The sequence below is a fragment of the Streptomyces sp. TN58 genome, from assembly GCF_001941845.1.
Classification (GTDB): Bacteria; Actinomycetota; Actinomycetes; order Streptomycetales; family Streptomycetaceae; genus Streptomyces.
This window is the reverse complement of sequence record NZ_CP018870.1, coordinates 294382-309862: the sequence shown is the minus strand read 5'-3', so window position 1 is coordinate 309862 and position 15481 is coordinate 294382. Positions and strand designations below refer to the sequence as shown.

The following is a 15481-nucleotide window of genomic DNA, read 5'->3' as shown; positions in this document are numbered from 1 at the left end:
GAAGAGGACCCCGTGCTCAGCATCACGAGTCAGTACCTCGCCCGCTACCGGCGTCTCACCACCGACCGGCCCGACGCCCTCCTGCCCGTCACCGGAGCCCAGCGCCGCTTCATGCTGGTGCGCTCGCTGGACCCCACGGGCCGCCCCGACGTGGTGCCCATGTTCTTCGCGTTCCCCAGCGCAACCGTCGACCCCGAACGCCTGCGGGCCGCGGCCCGCACCCTCGCCGCACGGCACACCGCCCTGCGCTCACGGCCCGCCGTCGTCCGGGGCACCCCCGTACTACGCGTCGCCGCCCCCGAGGAAGCGGACATCACCGTGACCCGGCCGGCCGTCGCACCCGGCGAGTCAGCGGCCGACGCGCTCCGACGCGCCCTCTCGTCCTGGGATCCGCAGGGTCCCCCCTTGCGGCTCTTCCTCGTACGCGACGAGCAGCGCGGGGAGGACCTCCTCGCCATCGCCCTGGACCACGCCGTCTGCGACGGCCGTTCGCTGGCGCGGGTCGTCGACGAACTCGGCGCCGCCTACGGCGAGGAGGCCGCCGAACCGGGCGCTGCGGCAGGGGAGACGGCAGCCGAACTCGCCGCCTACGAGGACGCCGTGCTGCGCCAACTCGCCGCCGAGGAACGGGCGGAGACGCCGGCGGCGGCCGCCTACTGGGCGGAACGGCTGCGGATGGTGCACACCCACGCCCCCGCGCCCCGCCCCGCACGCGCACCCGAGGACGCCCCGCCCAGCGGCGCCGCGCAGGCCCTGCTGCCCGCACACGAGGACAGGGTGTCCTTCCCCGGACTGCTCGACGCCTGCCGTGCCGCGGCCCGCGAACTGTACGGCCCGGACCGCACGGTCCCGCTCGGCTACCCGTGGGGCGGCCGTCCCGCCGGAGCGGATCCGGTCGTCGGCTGCTTCCTCAACACCCTCGTCTTCCCCGCCGACACCGGCCACGGACCCGGCGCGGAGGCCACCGCCGACGCGTGGTGGGACGACCTCGACCGGGCCGACGTACCGTTCGACGCGGTTGTGGCCGCCGCACGGGCCACCGGCTCGGGCTGGACGGGCGGCCTCGACGGACTGCTCACCGTGGACGACGACAGCCGTCGCCCGCCCCTCACCCTGGCCGGTACCGAGGGACGAGAAGTCCACATCGACGGCAGGCCCGTCCGCGGCCCCTTCGCCGTGTCCGTCACCCAGGGAGCGGAGATCCACCTGCGGATGGTGTGGGACCGTGCCCTGCTCGACGACGAGAGCGCGGAGCGGGCGTTCGCCGCGCTCACCCGCGCCCTGCGCCCCTCGGAGCACCCCGTGCGCTGACCTCGCGGCCGCCCGGCCCCCCGCCGCCCGGACGGCCCGCGCACACCCCTCCCGCCCCCGCACCCGCCTGCCACCACACGCGCCCCGCCGGACGCACCACGGCCCGCAGCCGCCGCACACCTCCCCACGCCCCACACCGCGGCCCCCCACGCCGCGCACCCGGCCCCACGCCGCGCCCCCACGCCGCGCGCCCCCACGCCGCGCACCCGGCCTCCCGGCGCGCCCCCGCCGCGCCAGGCCGACCCCCGGGGCCTTCGGGCTCCCCCCACAGCATCCCCGTACGTCCGAACGGCACCGCGCGACCCGCCACGCCGCCCGTACGACCACCGGACACGACCGTGACCGGTACCGAAACCGACCCGACAACCTCAGGGATCGCCCATGCTTCCCCTCTCCTCCTCGCAGGAGATCGTCTGGCTGCACGAGCAGATGCAGCCCGGCAGTCGCGCCTACAACTTCACCGCTTCGCTGGATCTGTGGGGCACGCTCGACGCCGAGGCCCTGCGCCGCGGTCTCGCCGCCACCCTCGCGCGCCACGCCGGCCTGCGCCTCGAACTCGTCGCCTCCACCGGCTCCGTTCCGGAGCAGCGGGTCGCGGAGCACTGCACGCCGCGGCTGCACACCGTCGACGTCAGCAGCGCCGAGGACCCCGAGGCGGAGTTCGCCCGCCTGCTGCGCACCGAGGCCGAGACACCGCTCGACACCTTCCAGGCACCGCTGATCCGCTGGACCCTCGTACGCCTCGCCGAGCGCCACCACCGGCTCATCCACGTCGAGCACCACCTGATCCACGACGGCCACTCCTTCGCGATCCTGCTCGACGACGTCTTCCGCGTCTACCGCGCCCACGTCCTCGGCGAGACCCTGGAACTCCCGGCCGCCTCCTCCTACGCGGACCACGTCAGGGAACGCGCCGGGGCCGCCTACGCCCCCGAATCGCTCGACTTCTGGCGGACCGAACTGCGCGGCCGGCAGCACGACCTGCCGCTGCCCGGCCTGACGCGCCCCGGCGCCCGCCGCCGGCACCGCGGCGGACAGCTGCGCCAGAACATCGGCGCCGACCTCGCCGAACGCCTGCGCGGACACGCCCGTACCCGCGGCCTCACCCCCTTCTCCACCCTCCTCGGACTGTTCGCGGAACTCCTGCGCCGCCACAGCGGCTGCTCCCGCACGGTCATCGGCACCGCCGTCGGTAACCGCCCCCTCGGCTACGAGGACGCCGTGGGCATGTTCGTCAACACCATCCCGCTGCCGCTCGCCCTGGACGCCGCCGCCCCCGCGCAGGACACCATGGACGAGGTCACCGACACCCTCATCCGGGCCCTGCCGCACCAGGACGTACCCGTGCAGGAACTGACCCGGGCCCTGGGCATGCACACCTCCGGCGCCGACAACCCGCTCTTCTCCGTCATGTTCAGCGCCCACGACGCGCCCCTGCCCGAGATCGACGTACCCGGCCTCGACATCACCCTCTTCGAGGGATTCAACACCGGCACCACCCGCTTCGACCTCGACGTGGTCCTGCTCCCCGACGACCGGCGCGGCGTCACCCCGCGCCACGGCGCACCCGGCATGACCCTCGTCTGGGACTACGACGCGGACCTCCTCGGCGAGGACGTCGCCCGCCTGCTCTGCGGCCGCTTCCTGGACCTGCTGCGCGCCTACCTCGACAGCCCCGAGACCCCGCTGGCCGACCTCGCCCCGGCCGCCGTGGAGCCGGCCGCCGAACCCGTACCCGTCCCGGCGGACCGCGATCCACTCGACCCCGTGGCCGCGCACCACCCCGCGCAGCCGGCCCTGCTGTGCGGCGCCCGCCGCCTGACCTACGGCGAACTCGACGCCCGCGTCGGCTCGCTCGCCGAGCGGCTCAAGGCCGCCGGAGTCACCCCCGGCCGGCCGGTGGCCGCGGTCCTGCCCCGCGGGACCGACTCCGTCGTCGCCCTGCTCGCCTGCCTGCGCACCGGCGCCGTCTACTGCCCGCTGTCCCCGTCCGACCCGCCGGCCCGCCTCGGCCTGCTGCTGGAGCGGCTCGCGCCGGCGCTCGTCCTCACCGGCGACGGCACCCCGGCCCTGCCCGACGCACTGCCGACCGCCCGGATCGACGCCCCGGTACTGCCCCCGGCGCGCGACGGCGCCGTGCTGACCGGCACCGCGTACGTCATCCACACCTCCGGCTCCACCGGCACCCCCAAGCCGGTCGCCGTCGGGCCCGCCGCCCTCGTGCACCACATGACGGCGGCCGCCGACCGGTTCGGCCTCATCGCCTCCGACCGGGTCCTGATGTTCGCCCAGCCCTCCTTCGACGTGGCCCTGGAAGAAGTCCTGCCCACCCTCCACGCCGGCGCCTGCCTGGTCCTGCCCGAGCACGAGGTGCCCACGGGCACCGAACTCACCGAACTGCTGGCCGCCGCCCGGGTCACCGTCGCCAACCTGCCCACCAGCTACTTCCTCGCCACCCGCGAGGACCTGCGCCCCGCACTGCGCGACGGCAGCTGGACGCCCCGCCTCCTGGCCCTCGGCGGCGAACGCCTTCCCGCCGAGGCACTGCGCGGCGTCCTCGCCGACACCGACGCCACCGTCCTCAACGCGTACGGCGTCACCGAGGCGGCCATCACCTCGACCGTCCACGAGATCTCCCGCGACGCCCTCGCCGAAGGCGCCGAGATCCCGCTGGGCACCGAACTCCCGGGCGAGCGGATCCACGTACTCGACGCCCACCACCGGCCGCTGCCGACCGGCGCGGTCGGCGAACTCGCCGTCGCAGGACCCGGGCTCGCCGAGGGCTACGCGGGCCACGAGGAGGTGACCGCCGCCCGATTCGTCACCGTAGACGCGCTCGGCGGGGAGCGCGTCTACCTCACCGGCGACCTCGGTTACCGCGGTCGGGACGGCCTGCTCTACTTCCTCGGACGGCGCGACAACCAGATCAAGCTGCGCGGCCACCGCATCGAACTGGAGGAGATCGAGGCCGCGGCGTCCGCGGTGCTGGGCGGCCGGTCCTGCGCCGTCGTACTGGACCGGGAGGGCCCCGGCGGGCCGAGGCTCGTCGGCTTCCTCGAAGAGGGGCCCGACGGCGCGGACTTCGACGAGAAGGCGCTCCACACCGAGCTGGGCCGCCGCCTGCCCGGCCCCCTCGTGCCCGCCCGATGGGCATCGCTGGACACCATGCCGACCCTCGCCGGCGGCAAGCCCGACCGTACGGCCCTCTCCCGCCGGGCGGCGCGGCTCGACGCGGGTGACACCGCCCCCGCGGGTGAGAACGCCGAGGCCGGCGCAGGAGCCGGCTCGCAGCCCTCGTCCCCGGCCGCGTCCGGCGCGGCCTCCGAAGACCCCATGACGGCGCTGCTCACGGAAGGCTGGCGCAAGGTGCTCGGCCACGACCGGATCGACGCCCGCTCCCACTTCTTCCACAGCGGCGGCCACTCCCTGCTGGCCGCCGAGCTGGCCGCCTGGCTGGAGCCCCGGCTGGGCACGCGCCCGCCACTGCGGGTGCTCTTCCGCAACCCCGTCCTCGCCGACCAGGCCGAAGCCCTCGCCGCCACCACCCTCTCCACGGAGTCGTGATGACCCAGTCCCCGACCGCCCCGACCGCCCCCGCCACGCTCCCCGACGCCCCGCCGAGCGTCGCCCACGGGCCCCACGCCGAACCGACCGCGGTGCTCGCCCGCTTCGAGGACTGGACCCGGCTCGCCCCGCAGGCCCCGGCCGTCATCGACAGCGCCCGCACCTGGACGTACCAGGACCTCGACACGGCGGCCGAACAGGTCGCCGCGGCCCTGGCCGGCCGCGTCCGCCCGGGCGACCTGGTCGGCGTCTGCCTCGACCGTTCCACCGCCTTGGTGGCGACCGCCGTGGCCCTCGCCCGGATCGGCGCCGTCTACCTGCCGCTCGGCCCCCGCCCCGGCGAACGCCGCACCCAGGCCGTCACCGAGGACCTCGACGTCGCCTGCCTCATCGGCGACCCCGCGCTCCTGCCCGAGGCACACCGCGGCGGGCAGCACCTCCCGCTGCCGCTGCCCACCGACGGGGTCAACGCCCCCGCCGCCGTCGTGGCGGCCTTCACCGACGCGGTACGCGGCACCCGCCGTGCGCCGGAGGGCGCCCTGTACGCCGTCCTCACCTCCGGTTCCACCGGCCGCCCCAAGGCGGTCGCCGTCGGCGAGGCCTCCCTCTCCGTCGCCCTCGACTGGTACCGGGCCGAGACCGGTCTCGCACCGGGCGACCGCCAGTCCCTGCTCATCGGTGTCGCGTTCGACCCGCACCTGCTGGAACTGTGGGCCGGCCTGACCTCGGGAGCCGCCCTCGTCCCGGCGCCGGACGACACCCGCTGGGACTCCCGCGTCCTCACCGACTGGTGGCGGGAGCGCGCCCTCACCCACGCCGTCGCGGCCACCCCGACCGTCGAACCGCTCCTCGACCGGCCCTGGCCGCAGGGCCTTGAGCTGCGCCACCTCGTCGTCGGCGGCGACCGCATGCGCCGCCGCCCGGGCACCGACGTCACCGCCACCGTGCACAACGCCTACGGACCGGCGGAAGCCACCGTCGTCACCACCACCCACACCATGCGCAACACCGACCCGGACGCCGGCGAGCAGGCCGCGCCGCCCATCGGCACCGCGCTGCCGGGCGTCACCCTCGTCGTCACCGACGAGGACGGCCGCCCCGTCCCCCGAGGCCAGGACGGCGAACTCCGCGTCGGCGGCCACTGCCTGGCACTTGGCTACCTCGACCCCGAACTCACGGCACGACGGTTCACCGCACCCGCTCAGGACCCGGAGCTGCCGTCGGTCGACCGCCTCTACCGGACCGGGGACCGGGTACGCATGAACGCCGACGGCAGCCTGGACTTCCTCGGCCGCCTCGACGACCAGGTGAAGATCAGCGGCGTCCGGATCGAACCCGCCGAGGTGGAAGCCGCCTTCGAGCAGGACCCGCGGGTGCGCACCGCCGTCGTCACCGTGCAGCGCGACAGCTCCGGCCACAGCCGCCTCGTCGCACACCTGCGGCCCGCCGACGGCGCCGTACCGGCCACCGGGGACCTCCTCGACGCCGTCCGCGCCTGGCTGCCCGAGCAGGCCGTCCCCGGCAGCGTACGGATCGTCGACGGCTTCCCGCTCGACGCCAACGGCAAGGTGGACCGGCCCGCCCTGGCTGCCCAGGCCCCGGCCCCCGCGCCGGCCGGCACCGCCACCGCGGACGAGCACGCCGACGCCGGCACGGACGCCGCCACCGACACCGAGCGGCTCGTGCTGGCGACCGTACGGGACCTCCTGGGCCGCCCCGGCACCGGCCTCGGCGACAACTTCACCGACGCCGGCGGCACCTCCATCATCGCCGCACGGCTGCTGGAAACCGTCGAACGCGAAACCGGAGTGCGCCTGCGCGCCCCCGAACTGCTGCGCAGCACCGACCTGCGCGCCTTCGCCGCCCTCCTCGACCAGCGCCGTACCCCGCAGACGGCAGGAGCCTGACATGACCACCACCATCGCCATGCCCGCCGACCCGAAGCCCGCCGGCCCGATGTGCGTTGACGCGGGGGAGGCCACGGCCCTGCCCGCACTCGTCGCACGGCACGCCGCACTCACCCCGGACGCCCTCGCCGTCGTGGACGGCGACACCACCCTCACCTACGGCCGCCTCCTCCAGGCCGGCCACGCCCTCGCCGCACGCCTGCGCGAGCACGACGTGACCCGCGGCGACCGGGTGGCGCTGCTGACGGCACGGTCGTCCCGTACGGTCGTGGCCCAGCTCGGCCTGTGGCTGGCCGGAGCCGTGTGCGTACCGCTCGACCCCGCCCAGCCCCGGCCGCGCACCGAAGCGATGATCGCCGACGCGGACGTGACGCTCACCGTCGGCGACGCGAAACTCCTGGAAGCGGCCGCGCTCCGCGGCCCCGTCCTCGCGCTGCCCGAGGAACCGCTCACCAGCGGCCGGCCGGCCGACGAATCCGACCCCGACAGCCCCGCGTTCATCATGTTCACCTCCGGCTCCACAGGCCGGCCCAAGGGCGTCCTCGTGCCGCACCGGGCCGTCGCCGAACTGGTCACCGCCCCCGACTACGTCACCCTCACCGGCCGCGACCGCGTCCTGTTCCACTCGCCCATGACCTTCGACGCCTCGACCTTCGAAGTCTGGGGGGCCCTCGCCAACGGCGCCGCCGTCGTCGTCTGCACCGAACAGCGGCCCACCCTGGAAGACCTCGCCCGGCACGTCGAACGGCACGGCGTGACGGTCGCGTTCTTCACCACGGCCCTCTTCCACCAGCTCGCCGCGCGCCGCTCCCGCGTCTTCAGCCAGCTCCGCTCGGTCGTCGTGGGCGGCGAGGCGATGGCCGCCGCACCGGCCCGCGAGGTACTCACCGCCTTTCCCTGGCTGGAACTCGTCAACGGCTACGGGCCGACCGAGACGACCACCTTCGCCACCGCCCACCGGGTCACCGAGCGGGACTGCGCGGGTCCGATACCGATCGGCAGGCCCATCCGCGGAGCCACGGCCCACGTCCTGGACGCCGACGGCCACCCCGTCGCCGACGGAGACCGCGGCGAGCTGTGGATCGGCGGCAGCAGGCTCGCCCACGGATACACGGGCCTGCCCGCACTGACCGCCGAGCGGTTCGTCGAACATCCCGCCGCTGCCGGCCGCCGGCTCTACCGCACCGGCGACGTCGTCTCCCTCCGCCCCGACGGCGTCCTGCAGTTCCACGGCCGCAACGACGACCAGGTGAAGGTCCGCGGCTTCCGCATCGAACCGGCCGAGGTCGAGCACGCCCTGCGCGAGCAGGCGGACGTGGACGACGCCGCCGTCACCGTCGACGGCGCCGGCACCCCCGAAGCGCGCCTCGTCGCGTTCGTCGTCGCCGCGCCCGGCCCCGTACCGCACGGCGCCGCGCTGCGCGAACGGCTCACCGCGGTCCTGCCCGCCCACCTCGTACCCGACGCGGTCGACGTGCTGGAACGGCTTCCCCTCACCCCGGCCGGCAAGGTCGACCGGCGCGCGCTCGCCGCACACGCACAAGCCGCCGGAAGCGGTCACGCCGACGAGCCGGCGCCCCCGATGACCCCGCTGGAGCAGGCCGTCGCCGAGGTGTGGAGCCGAGCCCTCGGCACCGAAGTCACCCGCCCCGACACGGAGTTCCTGCTCATCGGCGGCCACTCCCTGCTCGCCCTCGCCGTCACCGAGGACCTGCGCGAGGAACTCGGCGTGGAGATGTCCCTCGCCGACTTCTTCGCCGCGCCGACCGTCGCCGCACAGGCCGCACTGGTCGAAACCGCCCTCCTGGCCGCCCACGCGGACCTCCACCCCGACACCCCGGAGCACAGCGATGTCCACTGACGCCGACTCCGCGACCCGCGACCGACAGCGACTCCAGCGGGAACTGCTGCGCCGGGCCCGCGCCGGTACCGCGCAGGGCACGACCACGGCCGACCCCGCCGCCACCCGCGCCGGCTCCGGCCAGGAGGGCGGCGCACCGCGGTCCGACCGCGCCCCCCTCTCCCGCGCGCAGCACCGCATGTGGCTGATGGAACGGCTCGGCGGCACGGGCGACTCGTACCACGTACCGTTCGCCACCCGGGTCCGCGGCCCGTTCGAAGTGGCCGCGTTCGCCACCGCCCTCACCTCCCTGGTGGCCCGCCACACCATCCTGCGCACCCGCTACAGCGAGCACGACGGCGAGCCCTGCCAGGAAGTCCTCCCGACCCCTCGGACGGTCCCCGTACACGTCGTCGACGCCGACGAGACGCAGGCCCCGGAGCTGCTGCGGCGCGAGACGGCCCGGCCGTTCGACCTCGCGGCCGGTGACGCCGTACGGGCGCTCGTCCTGCGCCACGGCCCGCAGGACCACACCCTGCTGTTGACGTTCCACCACATAGCGGTGGACGGAGCCTCGTTGGAGACCGTCGCCGCGGAACTGGCCGACCTCTACACGGCGGCCGCCGGCGGCACGCCCCGGCACACCCTCGCCGCAGCGCCGCAGTACGCCGACCACGCGCGCCGCGAGCACGACAGCCTGCCCGGCTTCGAGGACGAAGTGGAACGCTGGAGCGAGCTGCTGGCCGACGCCGCCCCACCGCGGCTGCCCCGGCCGGCGGCGCCGGCACCGCGCACCGCCGCGGGCACCGCGGCCGTACGCACCGTGCCCCTCACCCCGGCCGTGCCCGACGCCCTGCGGGCGCTGGGCGCACAGCGGCGGGCCACGCTCTTCGCGGTGTCGCTGACCGCGGCCTTCGCCGCGCTGCACCGCCTCACCGGCGACGACGACCTCGTCATCGGCGTGGCGGGCACCCACCGCAGCGGAACCGCCATGCGCGGCCTGGTCGGCCTCTGCGTCAACACCCTGCCCGTCCGGGTGGACCTCTCCGGCGCGCCCTCCTTCGGCGAGCTGCTGCGCCGCGTGAGCGACGCGCTCCTCAAGGCCCAGCAGCACCGGCACATCCCCTTCGACCTCGTCCTCGAACGCCTCGGCGCCGGGGCCCGCGGCACCGACGGCACCGCGCTGGTCCGCGTCACCTCCGACGTCCTCGGCGAGCCGACGGTGCTGCGGCTGCCTGGCGCCTCGGCCGAGTACGTCGACCTCCCTTCCGACGGTGCCAAGTTCCACCTCTCCTACGCCTTGGACCTGGGCGATCCCGCACAGCCCCGGGCCCTGGTGCAGTACGACGCCCACGCCGTGGACGACGCCGTGGCGGAGGCGGCCGTACGGGACTACGCGGCCCTGCTCACCGCCGTGGCGGCCGACCCGGAACCCGCCCTGGACTCACTGCCCGTCCCCGGCGGCAGCTCCCAGGACCACGCCTCCACGGCGCACGGCTCCCCGGACCGTGACCGCCACCCGGCGGCGCAGGCCCTGTGCGCCCACCCGATGGTCGCCGACGCCACGGTGGCCGAATCCGACCAGGGGCCGGCCGTGGCCTACGCCGTCCTCGGCGACAGCGTCGGCCCGTCCGGCCGGGAACTCCTCGGCCTCCTACGGCGCACGCTCGCCCCCGAGGCCCTGCCCGCCGCGGTCACCCTGCTCGACGCGCTGCCGCGCACACCCGCCGGGGCGGTGGACCACGCCCGGCTGCCCGGGCGGCCGGCCGCGCCGTCCGGCGCTCGCGCGCAAACGGTCACCGAGGCCTTCACCGCCGTACTCGGCCGCCGCCCCTCGCCGGAGGATGACTTCTTCGAGCTCGGCGGCCACTCCCTGAAGGCCGTCCAGCTCGCCGAACGGCTGCGCACGGACCTCGGGCTGCCGCTCACGGGCCTCGACGTACTCCAGGCCCGCACCCCCCGGACACTGACGGCGCTCCTCGACGAACGGGCGGCACGGCAGCGCGCCGCGAAGGCCGCGAGCCGGCCGGCCCCCCGCTCCCGGGGGATCCGCCCGGGCACGGTGCTGGTCACCGGCGCGACCGGCGGCGTCGGCGCGTTCGTGGTGCGCGAACTCGCCGCCCAGGGCCGCCCCGTGCTGGCCCTGGCCCGTCCCGAGTCCGCCCACCTGATCACCGGCGACGGCGTCGACGTGATCGAGGGCGACCTCACCGACCTGGCCGGGCTGCGGGACGCCGTCGCGCAGGCGGACGCCGTCGTCCACGCCGCCTGCACCTTCACCCGGCACGACGTGGACCTGGCCGCGATGGAGACGATGGCCGACGCATGGCGGCGCGGACCGTTCGTCTTCGTCAGCAGCGTCGACGCCTACGGGCATCCCGCGGCGGCCCGCGTCACCGAGGAGTCGGCACCCCACGACCCCGTCAGCCCGTACGGCCGGGCCAAGCTCGACTGCGAGGCCATGCTGCTGCGCGCGGCCGGAACGCAGGGGCGCGGCGGCGCCAGCGCCGTACGGTCGCCGATCGTCTGGGGCGCCCACGACCGGCTGCGCGAACAACTGCGCTGGGGCGCACTCGGCAGCCTCTACCAGGCCGCCGAGCAGGGCCGGACGATCGAACTGCCCCGCCCGGGCGCCGGCGGACACGACTGGTACGGAGCCGCCTGGGTGCACGCGGCCGCCCTGGCCCGTGCGGTGGCCCACTGCCTGGACCGGCCCGTGCACGGAGTCGCCAACGCGTGCAGCGGCCACGTCTCCTGGCACGACCTCGCCCGCGACCTCACCGGCCTGCTCGGCACCGGGGCGGACCTCCGCGAAACCGACGCGGTCGCGCAGGACCTCGACCACCGCTGGCACTACGACAGCGCACGCCTGGCCCGCCCCCTGCACGCCCGGCCGGGGGAGGACCGCCGTACCGTCCTGGCGGAGATGATCACCGCCGCGACGCCGGCGACCGCCTGACCGCCGCACGACCCACCCGCCCGCGCCCGGAGCACCGTCACGCACTCCGGGCGCGGGCGGGCCGGCGGCGTAGGTTGGACTCATGACGACCACCTCACCGCAAGAGGCGTTCCTGCAGGCGTTCCACGCCGAGTACCCGGCAGTGACCTCGGAGGCGTTCGGCCGAGGCCGGGCTCCGGACGGCCGCTCCAGCTACGAGATCCTGTGCGACCGGGTGGCAGGCAGCACGCGCGTACTCGACCTCGGCTGCGGAGACGGCGTTCTGCTCGAACTGCTGGCGAAGAGGCCCGGCGGACGGCCGGCGGGAGTGGACCTGTCCCCGCACTCCCTGGCACGGGCACGACGCCGACCGGCGCTCTCCCGGGCCACGTTGGCAGCGGGGCGGGCCCAGGAGCTCCCCTTCGCCGACGACAGCTTCGACGCCTGCGTCTCCCACCTGGCGCTGATGCTGATGAGCGAGATCGAGCAGGTCGCGGCCGAAGTCGCCCGAGTGCTGTCTCCCGGCGGGGTGCTGGCCTGCGCGGTGGGAGGCGGGGCCGTGGGCGGTGAGGCCTACGAACGGTTCCTGACACTGCTGCGGCGCACGGTCGAACAGGCGCCGGCCTCACAGCGGATTCCGGCGATGGGGGACAGGAGGACACGCGACCGCGACGGGCTCGACGCGGTCCTCGGACCCGCAGGCTTCGCGGCGGTCGACTGGGAGACCGTGCCCATCGATCTGAGCGGCCCCGTGGAACAGGTGTGGGCCGCCGTGTCCGGCCTCTACGATCTCGGCCCGCTCGACCCCCCGACCGTGGAGCGGCTGCGCGAGGCGTTCCTCGCCGAGGCCGCGGACCTGACGACGCCCGACGGCCGCGTCCCCTGCGGCTTCAGAATCCACCTCGCGACGACGCACCTCCGGTAGCCGACGCCGACGCCCGGCACGCGGACGGGGCCGGCGGCTGTCGCCGTCGGCCCCGTCATTCAGAGGTGGGGATCAGCAGGTGCCGGCGGGGCGCTCACGGACCACCAGGTCGGTGGAGCCGGTCGTCGCGTCCAGCCAGGCGACCTGGCGGCCCACACCGGCCGCCGGGTGGTTCTGCTCACCGCGGTTGCAGGAGACCCGGTCGCGGCGCGAACCGTCGGTGGCCAGCTGCCACAGCTTCGGCAGGGACTCGTTGCGGTAGCGCGTGTCGGGCGTCCGGGCGACCAGGGTCAGCGCGTCCTGCGAGACCGTCAGGTCGGAGGCGATGAAGGCGCCGGGCTTGTGCTCGCTGCTGACGAGGAAGGCACCGCGGCCGTCCAGGCCGGCGCTGACGACCGACATCAGGCCGCCGTCGCTCTCGTCGCTGTCCGCCAGCCAGAACACGTTCTTGCCGTTGATACCGGTCTGCCCCATGCTCACCGGCTCGTCCAGCTGCTCGGTCATGACCGCCTTGCCGGTGGCCAGGTCGACGACCTCGACGCCCAGCCGGTACGTACCGTCCTGCGGGTACAGCTTCGCGTAGGCGATCCTGTTGTCGCTGATGGACGGCAGAGCGGTCAGCGTGGTCCACTTCTTGCCGTCGGTGAAGACGGGAGCCTTGTCGGCGGGCCGCATGTAGCCGACGTGCCGGCCGCCGAGGATGTCGTACTCCTCGAACACGACCGTGCCCTTCTCCACCCGCAGGCCGGCGACGCCGGTCGTCGAGGTGTAGAGCGTCTTGACCGGGCCGCCCGCCACGGGGCGGGAGAGCACGTCGACCGAGGTCGGACCGTACGCCGTCCACACCACGGTCTTGCCGTCCGTGGCCGGCGCGGTGTGGTAGCGGCCGTCGTTGGGGCTGATCACCTTCGGCGCGCCCTTGCCGTCCAGCCGGCCGGCGTAGACCGAGTAGGGCTCGGAGCCGTCGTCGTTGGACTTCGAGGCCGTCCACCAGCCGCCGCCCGCGCCCACCCCGGAGTCGGTGGTGTTCAGCGTCCCGAAGAGGGTGTCGCTGTCGACACCGAGGGCCTGCTCCCAGCCCGGGACGATGCCGTGCGCGTTGAACGAGCGCTTGACGGTGTTCTGCTGGGCGGAGGTCGCGCCCAGCGCCTTGGCCGCGGCGAGCACCGCCCCGCGGGCCTCGGTGAACCCGTCGATCGGCGTCATGTACTCGGTGACGGCCTTGTACACGATCCGGTCGGCGAGTTCACCGCCCAGGTCCTCGCGCATGTCCCACAGCGCGCCGGAGAAGATCGTGGAGTTCAGGTGCACGCCGCCGTTGTCGGTGGCGAACGACACTCCCAGGAAGCTCTTCGAGGTGGTGGCCCCGTCGTTGAGGTCGCGCAGCGCGCAGTCGGCGGCGGCCTTCGTACGGCACAGGTCCTCGCCGATCAGGCCGGCGGCCGGATCGTTCATCGGCGTGCCGCTCGCGGTGACGTCGATCGCGTTGCCGAAGTAGTCGGCCAGGGCCTCGTTGAGGGCGCCTGACTGGCCCGCGTAGACCAGGTTCGCCGTGTGCTCGATGACCCCGTGCGTCATCTCGTGGCCGACCACGTCCGTGTCGGCCGACAGCGGCTTGAACTCGTCGTCGCCGCTGCCGTAGACCATCTTGGTGCCGTCCCAGAACGCGTTGGCGTAGGGAAGGCCGTAATAGGTCACGCCGACCAGCGAGTTGACGGGACCGCCGGCCCCGTCGAGGCTGTCGCGCCCGAAGTTCTTCTTGTAGAAGTCGTAGACCTGGCCCGCGTTCCAGTGGGCGTCCACGGCTCCCGAATCCGTCGCCGCCCCGCCGAAGGTGGTGTTCGGAGAGGAGAAGATCTTGATGCCGGAGGGCCAGCGGCCCGAGGTCTCCGACACCGACTTGCCCCGGGCGTCCCATGTGGACAGCAGGTTCTTCGACGTGGCGCGCATCCGGCCCGCGTCCGCCAGGAGGTAGTTGCCGGCCGCCGGGTCGTAGGCGATGTCCAGTGAGGCCGACGCGCCGCCCAGCCGGGTGCCGGACCCGGTCTCCGGGACCAGGTTCGCGGGGGCGGCCGGCGGTCCGTCCGCCGTCGCGCCCTCGGCCGCCGTCCCTCCGGCCGTGCGTGCGGCGGCCGGGGCCGTCAGGGTCTTCAGCGCGCTGTACTGGAGTGCCGGGTAGCCCGACCGGGCGTCCACGTACACCTCGTCCACGACCGGCGCTCCGGTGCCGGGCGCGGTGCCGCGTACGGTGACGCGGTAGGCGAGCACGCCGCCCCCCTTGGGCAGCACGACGAGCCCCTTGGCCTCGCCCGTCATGCCGGTGGCCGCAGGATCGCCCGCCTCCGACCGCGGCGCCCGGCTCTTGTCGAGGGTGGTTCCCAGCCGGCGGGCCGTGGCGGCCACCGCGCGGCGGACCGCGACGTCCTCGGCCACCTGCGGGGTGACGTCGGTGCTGAGCGCCGTGAAGTAGTGCCCCGAGGTGCCGGTGACCACGCGCTTGCCGTCCTGCTTCTGCATGCGCACGACGTACTGGCCGCCCAGGACGTCGACTCCGCGGTGCTTCTGCTGCAGCCGGACCGTCTCGTCCCTGGACCCGGTGGCCGTCGCCGACAGGGGGACGAGGTCGCTGCCCGCCCGCGGGATCTTGTAGCGGCTCTTGTTCGCCGCGAGGTGCCCGCGGGCCGCGTCGGCCGGGGCGGCCTTGGCGTCGACGGACTCCCGTATGCCCTCGACGAGTACCGGGGTCGCGGTGTCCTGGCCGGGTATGACGTTCGAGGGGCCGGGTTCCGCGGCCCACGCCGGCGATGTCTGCAAGGTCATTGCGACGGCCAGCAGAACCGCGATTCCTCCGGCGGATCGGAGCTCTTTCCGCCATATCCGTCGGGCGGTCGGGGTCGGAGCCGACGAACCTGCGCTGAACTTGGGCAAGGGGTCTCCTCAACCATGAGTGCCTGATGCGTTGCTGTGAGTCGCCGCCATGCAAGCGCCGTCGGCGG

7 protein-coding genes are annotated in these 15481 nt (G+C 74.9%); 6 read left to right on the top strand and 1 reads right to left on the bottom strand.

Translation table 11 applies throughout. The features are described 5' to 3' along the window. Nucleotides 1-12 precede the first annotated feature (12 nt). The 6 genes from BSL84_RS01420 (at nucleotide 13) to BSL84_RS01395 (ending at nucleotide 12485) form a co-directional block, all read left to right on the top strand. On the top strand, nucleotides 13-1311 hold the full coding sequence (locus BSL84_RS01420) for a condensation domain-containing protein (protein ID WP_075969625.1): 1299 nt from the start codon (nucleotides 13-15) through the stop codon (nucleotides 1309-1311). Nucleotides 1312-1692: 381 nt separating this feature from the next. After that, nucleotides 1693-4875, top strand: coding sequence for a non-ribosomal peptide synthetase (locus tag BSL84_RS01415; protein ID WP_075969624.1), 3183 nt, complete (start codon nucleotides 1693-1695; stop codon nucleotides 4873-4875). Next, the gene (locus BSL84_RS01410) at nucleotides 4875-6782 is read left to right on the top strand and encodes a non-ribosomal peptide synthetase (RefSeq protein WP_045321501.1); all 1908 of its coding nucleotides are present in this window, start codon (nucleotides 4875-4877) and stop codon (nucleotides 6780-6782) included. The genes BSL84_RS01415 and BSL84_RS01410 overlap by 1 nt, the downstream gene beginning before the upstream one ends. A gap of 1 nt (nucleotide 6783) precedes the next feature. Next, the gene (locus BSL84_RS01405) at nucleotides 6784-8643 is read left to right on the top strand and encodes a non-ribosomal peptide synthetase (RefSeq protein ID WP_075969623.1); all 1860 of its coding nucleotides are present in this window, start codon (nucleotides 6784-6786) and stop codon (nucleotides 8641-8643) included. Next, nucleotides 8633-11581 carry a condensation domain-containing protein gene (locus tag BSL84_RS01400; RefSeq protein WP_075969622.1) on the top strand — a complete coding sequence of 983 codons (2949 nt, stop codon included), beginning with the start codon at nucleotides 8633-8635 and terminating at the stop codon, nucleotides 11579-11581. The genes BSL84_RS01405 and BSL84_RS01400 overlap by 11 nt, the downstream gene beginning before the upstream one ends. An 82-nt stretch (nucleotides 11582-11663) precedes the next feature. Further along, the gene (locus BSL84_RS01395; RefSeq protein ID WP_045321499.1) at nucleotides 11664-12485 is read left to right on the top strand and encodes a class I SAM-dependent methyltransferase; all 822 of its coding nucleotides are present in this window, start codon (nucleotides 11664-11666) and stop codon (nucleotides 12483-12485) included. 72 nt (nucleotides 12486-12557) lie between these two features. On the opposite strand, the gene BSL84_RS01390 is transcribed toward BSL84_RS01395, so the two are convergent. After that, nucleotides 12558-15305 carry a M4 family metallopeptidase gene (locus BSL84_RS01390; RefSeq protein WP_075969621.1) on the bottom strand — a complete coding sequence of 916 codons (2748 nt, stop codon included), beginning with the start codon at nucleotides 15303-15305 and terminating at the stop codon, nucleotides 12558-12560. Nucleotides 15306-15481 lie beyond the last annotated feature (176 nt).

Excerpts from the sequence above, each read along its gene's own strand:
- BSL84_RS01410 (WP_045321501.1), top strand. The coding sequence starts at position 4,875 with ATGACCCAGTCCCCGACCGCCCCGACCGCCCCCGCCACGCTCCCCGAC.
- BSL84_RS01400 (WP_075969622.1), top strand. The coding sequence starts at position 8,633 with ATGTCCACTGACGCCGACTCCGCGACCCGCGACCGACAGCGACTCCAG.
- BSL84_RS01395 (WP_045321499.1), top strand. The coding sequence starts at position 11,664 with ATGACGACCACCTCACCGCAAGAGGCGTTCCTGCAGGCGTTCCACGCC.
- BSL84_RS01415 (WP_075969624.1), top strand. The coding sequence starts at position 1,693 with ATGCTTCCCCTCTCCTCCTCGCAGGAGATCGTCTGGCTGCACGAGCAG.
- BSL84_RS01390 (WP_075969621.1), bottom strand. The coding sequence starts at position 15,305 with ATGACCTTGCAGACATCGCCGGCGTGGGCCGCGGAACCCGGCCCCTCG.
- BSL84_RS01405 (WP_075969623.1), top strand. The coding sequence starts at position 6,784 with ATGACCACCACCATCGCCATGCCCGCCGACCCGAAGCCCGCCGGCCCG.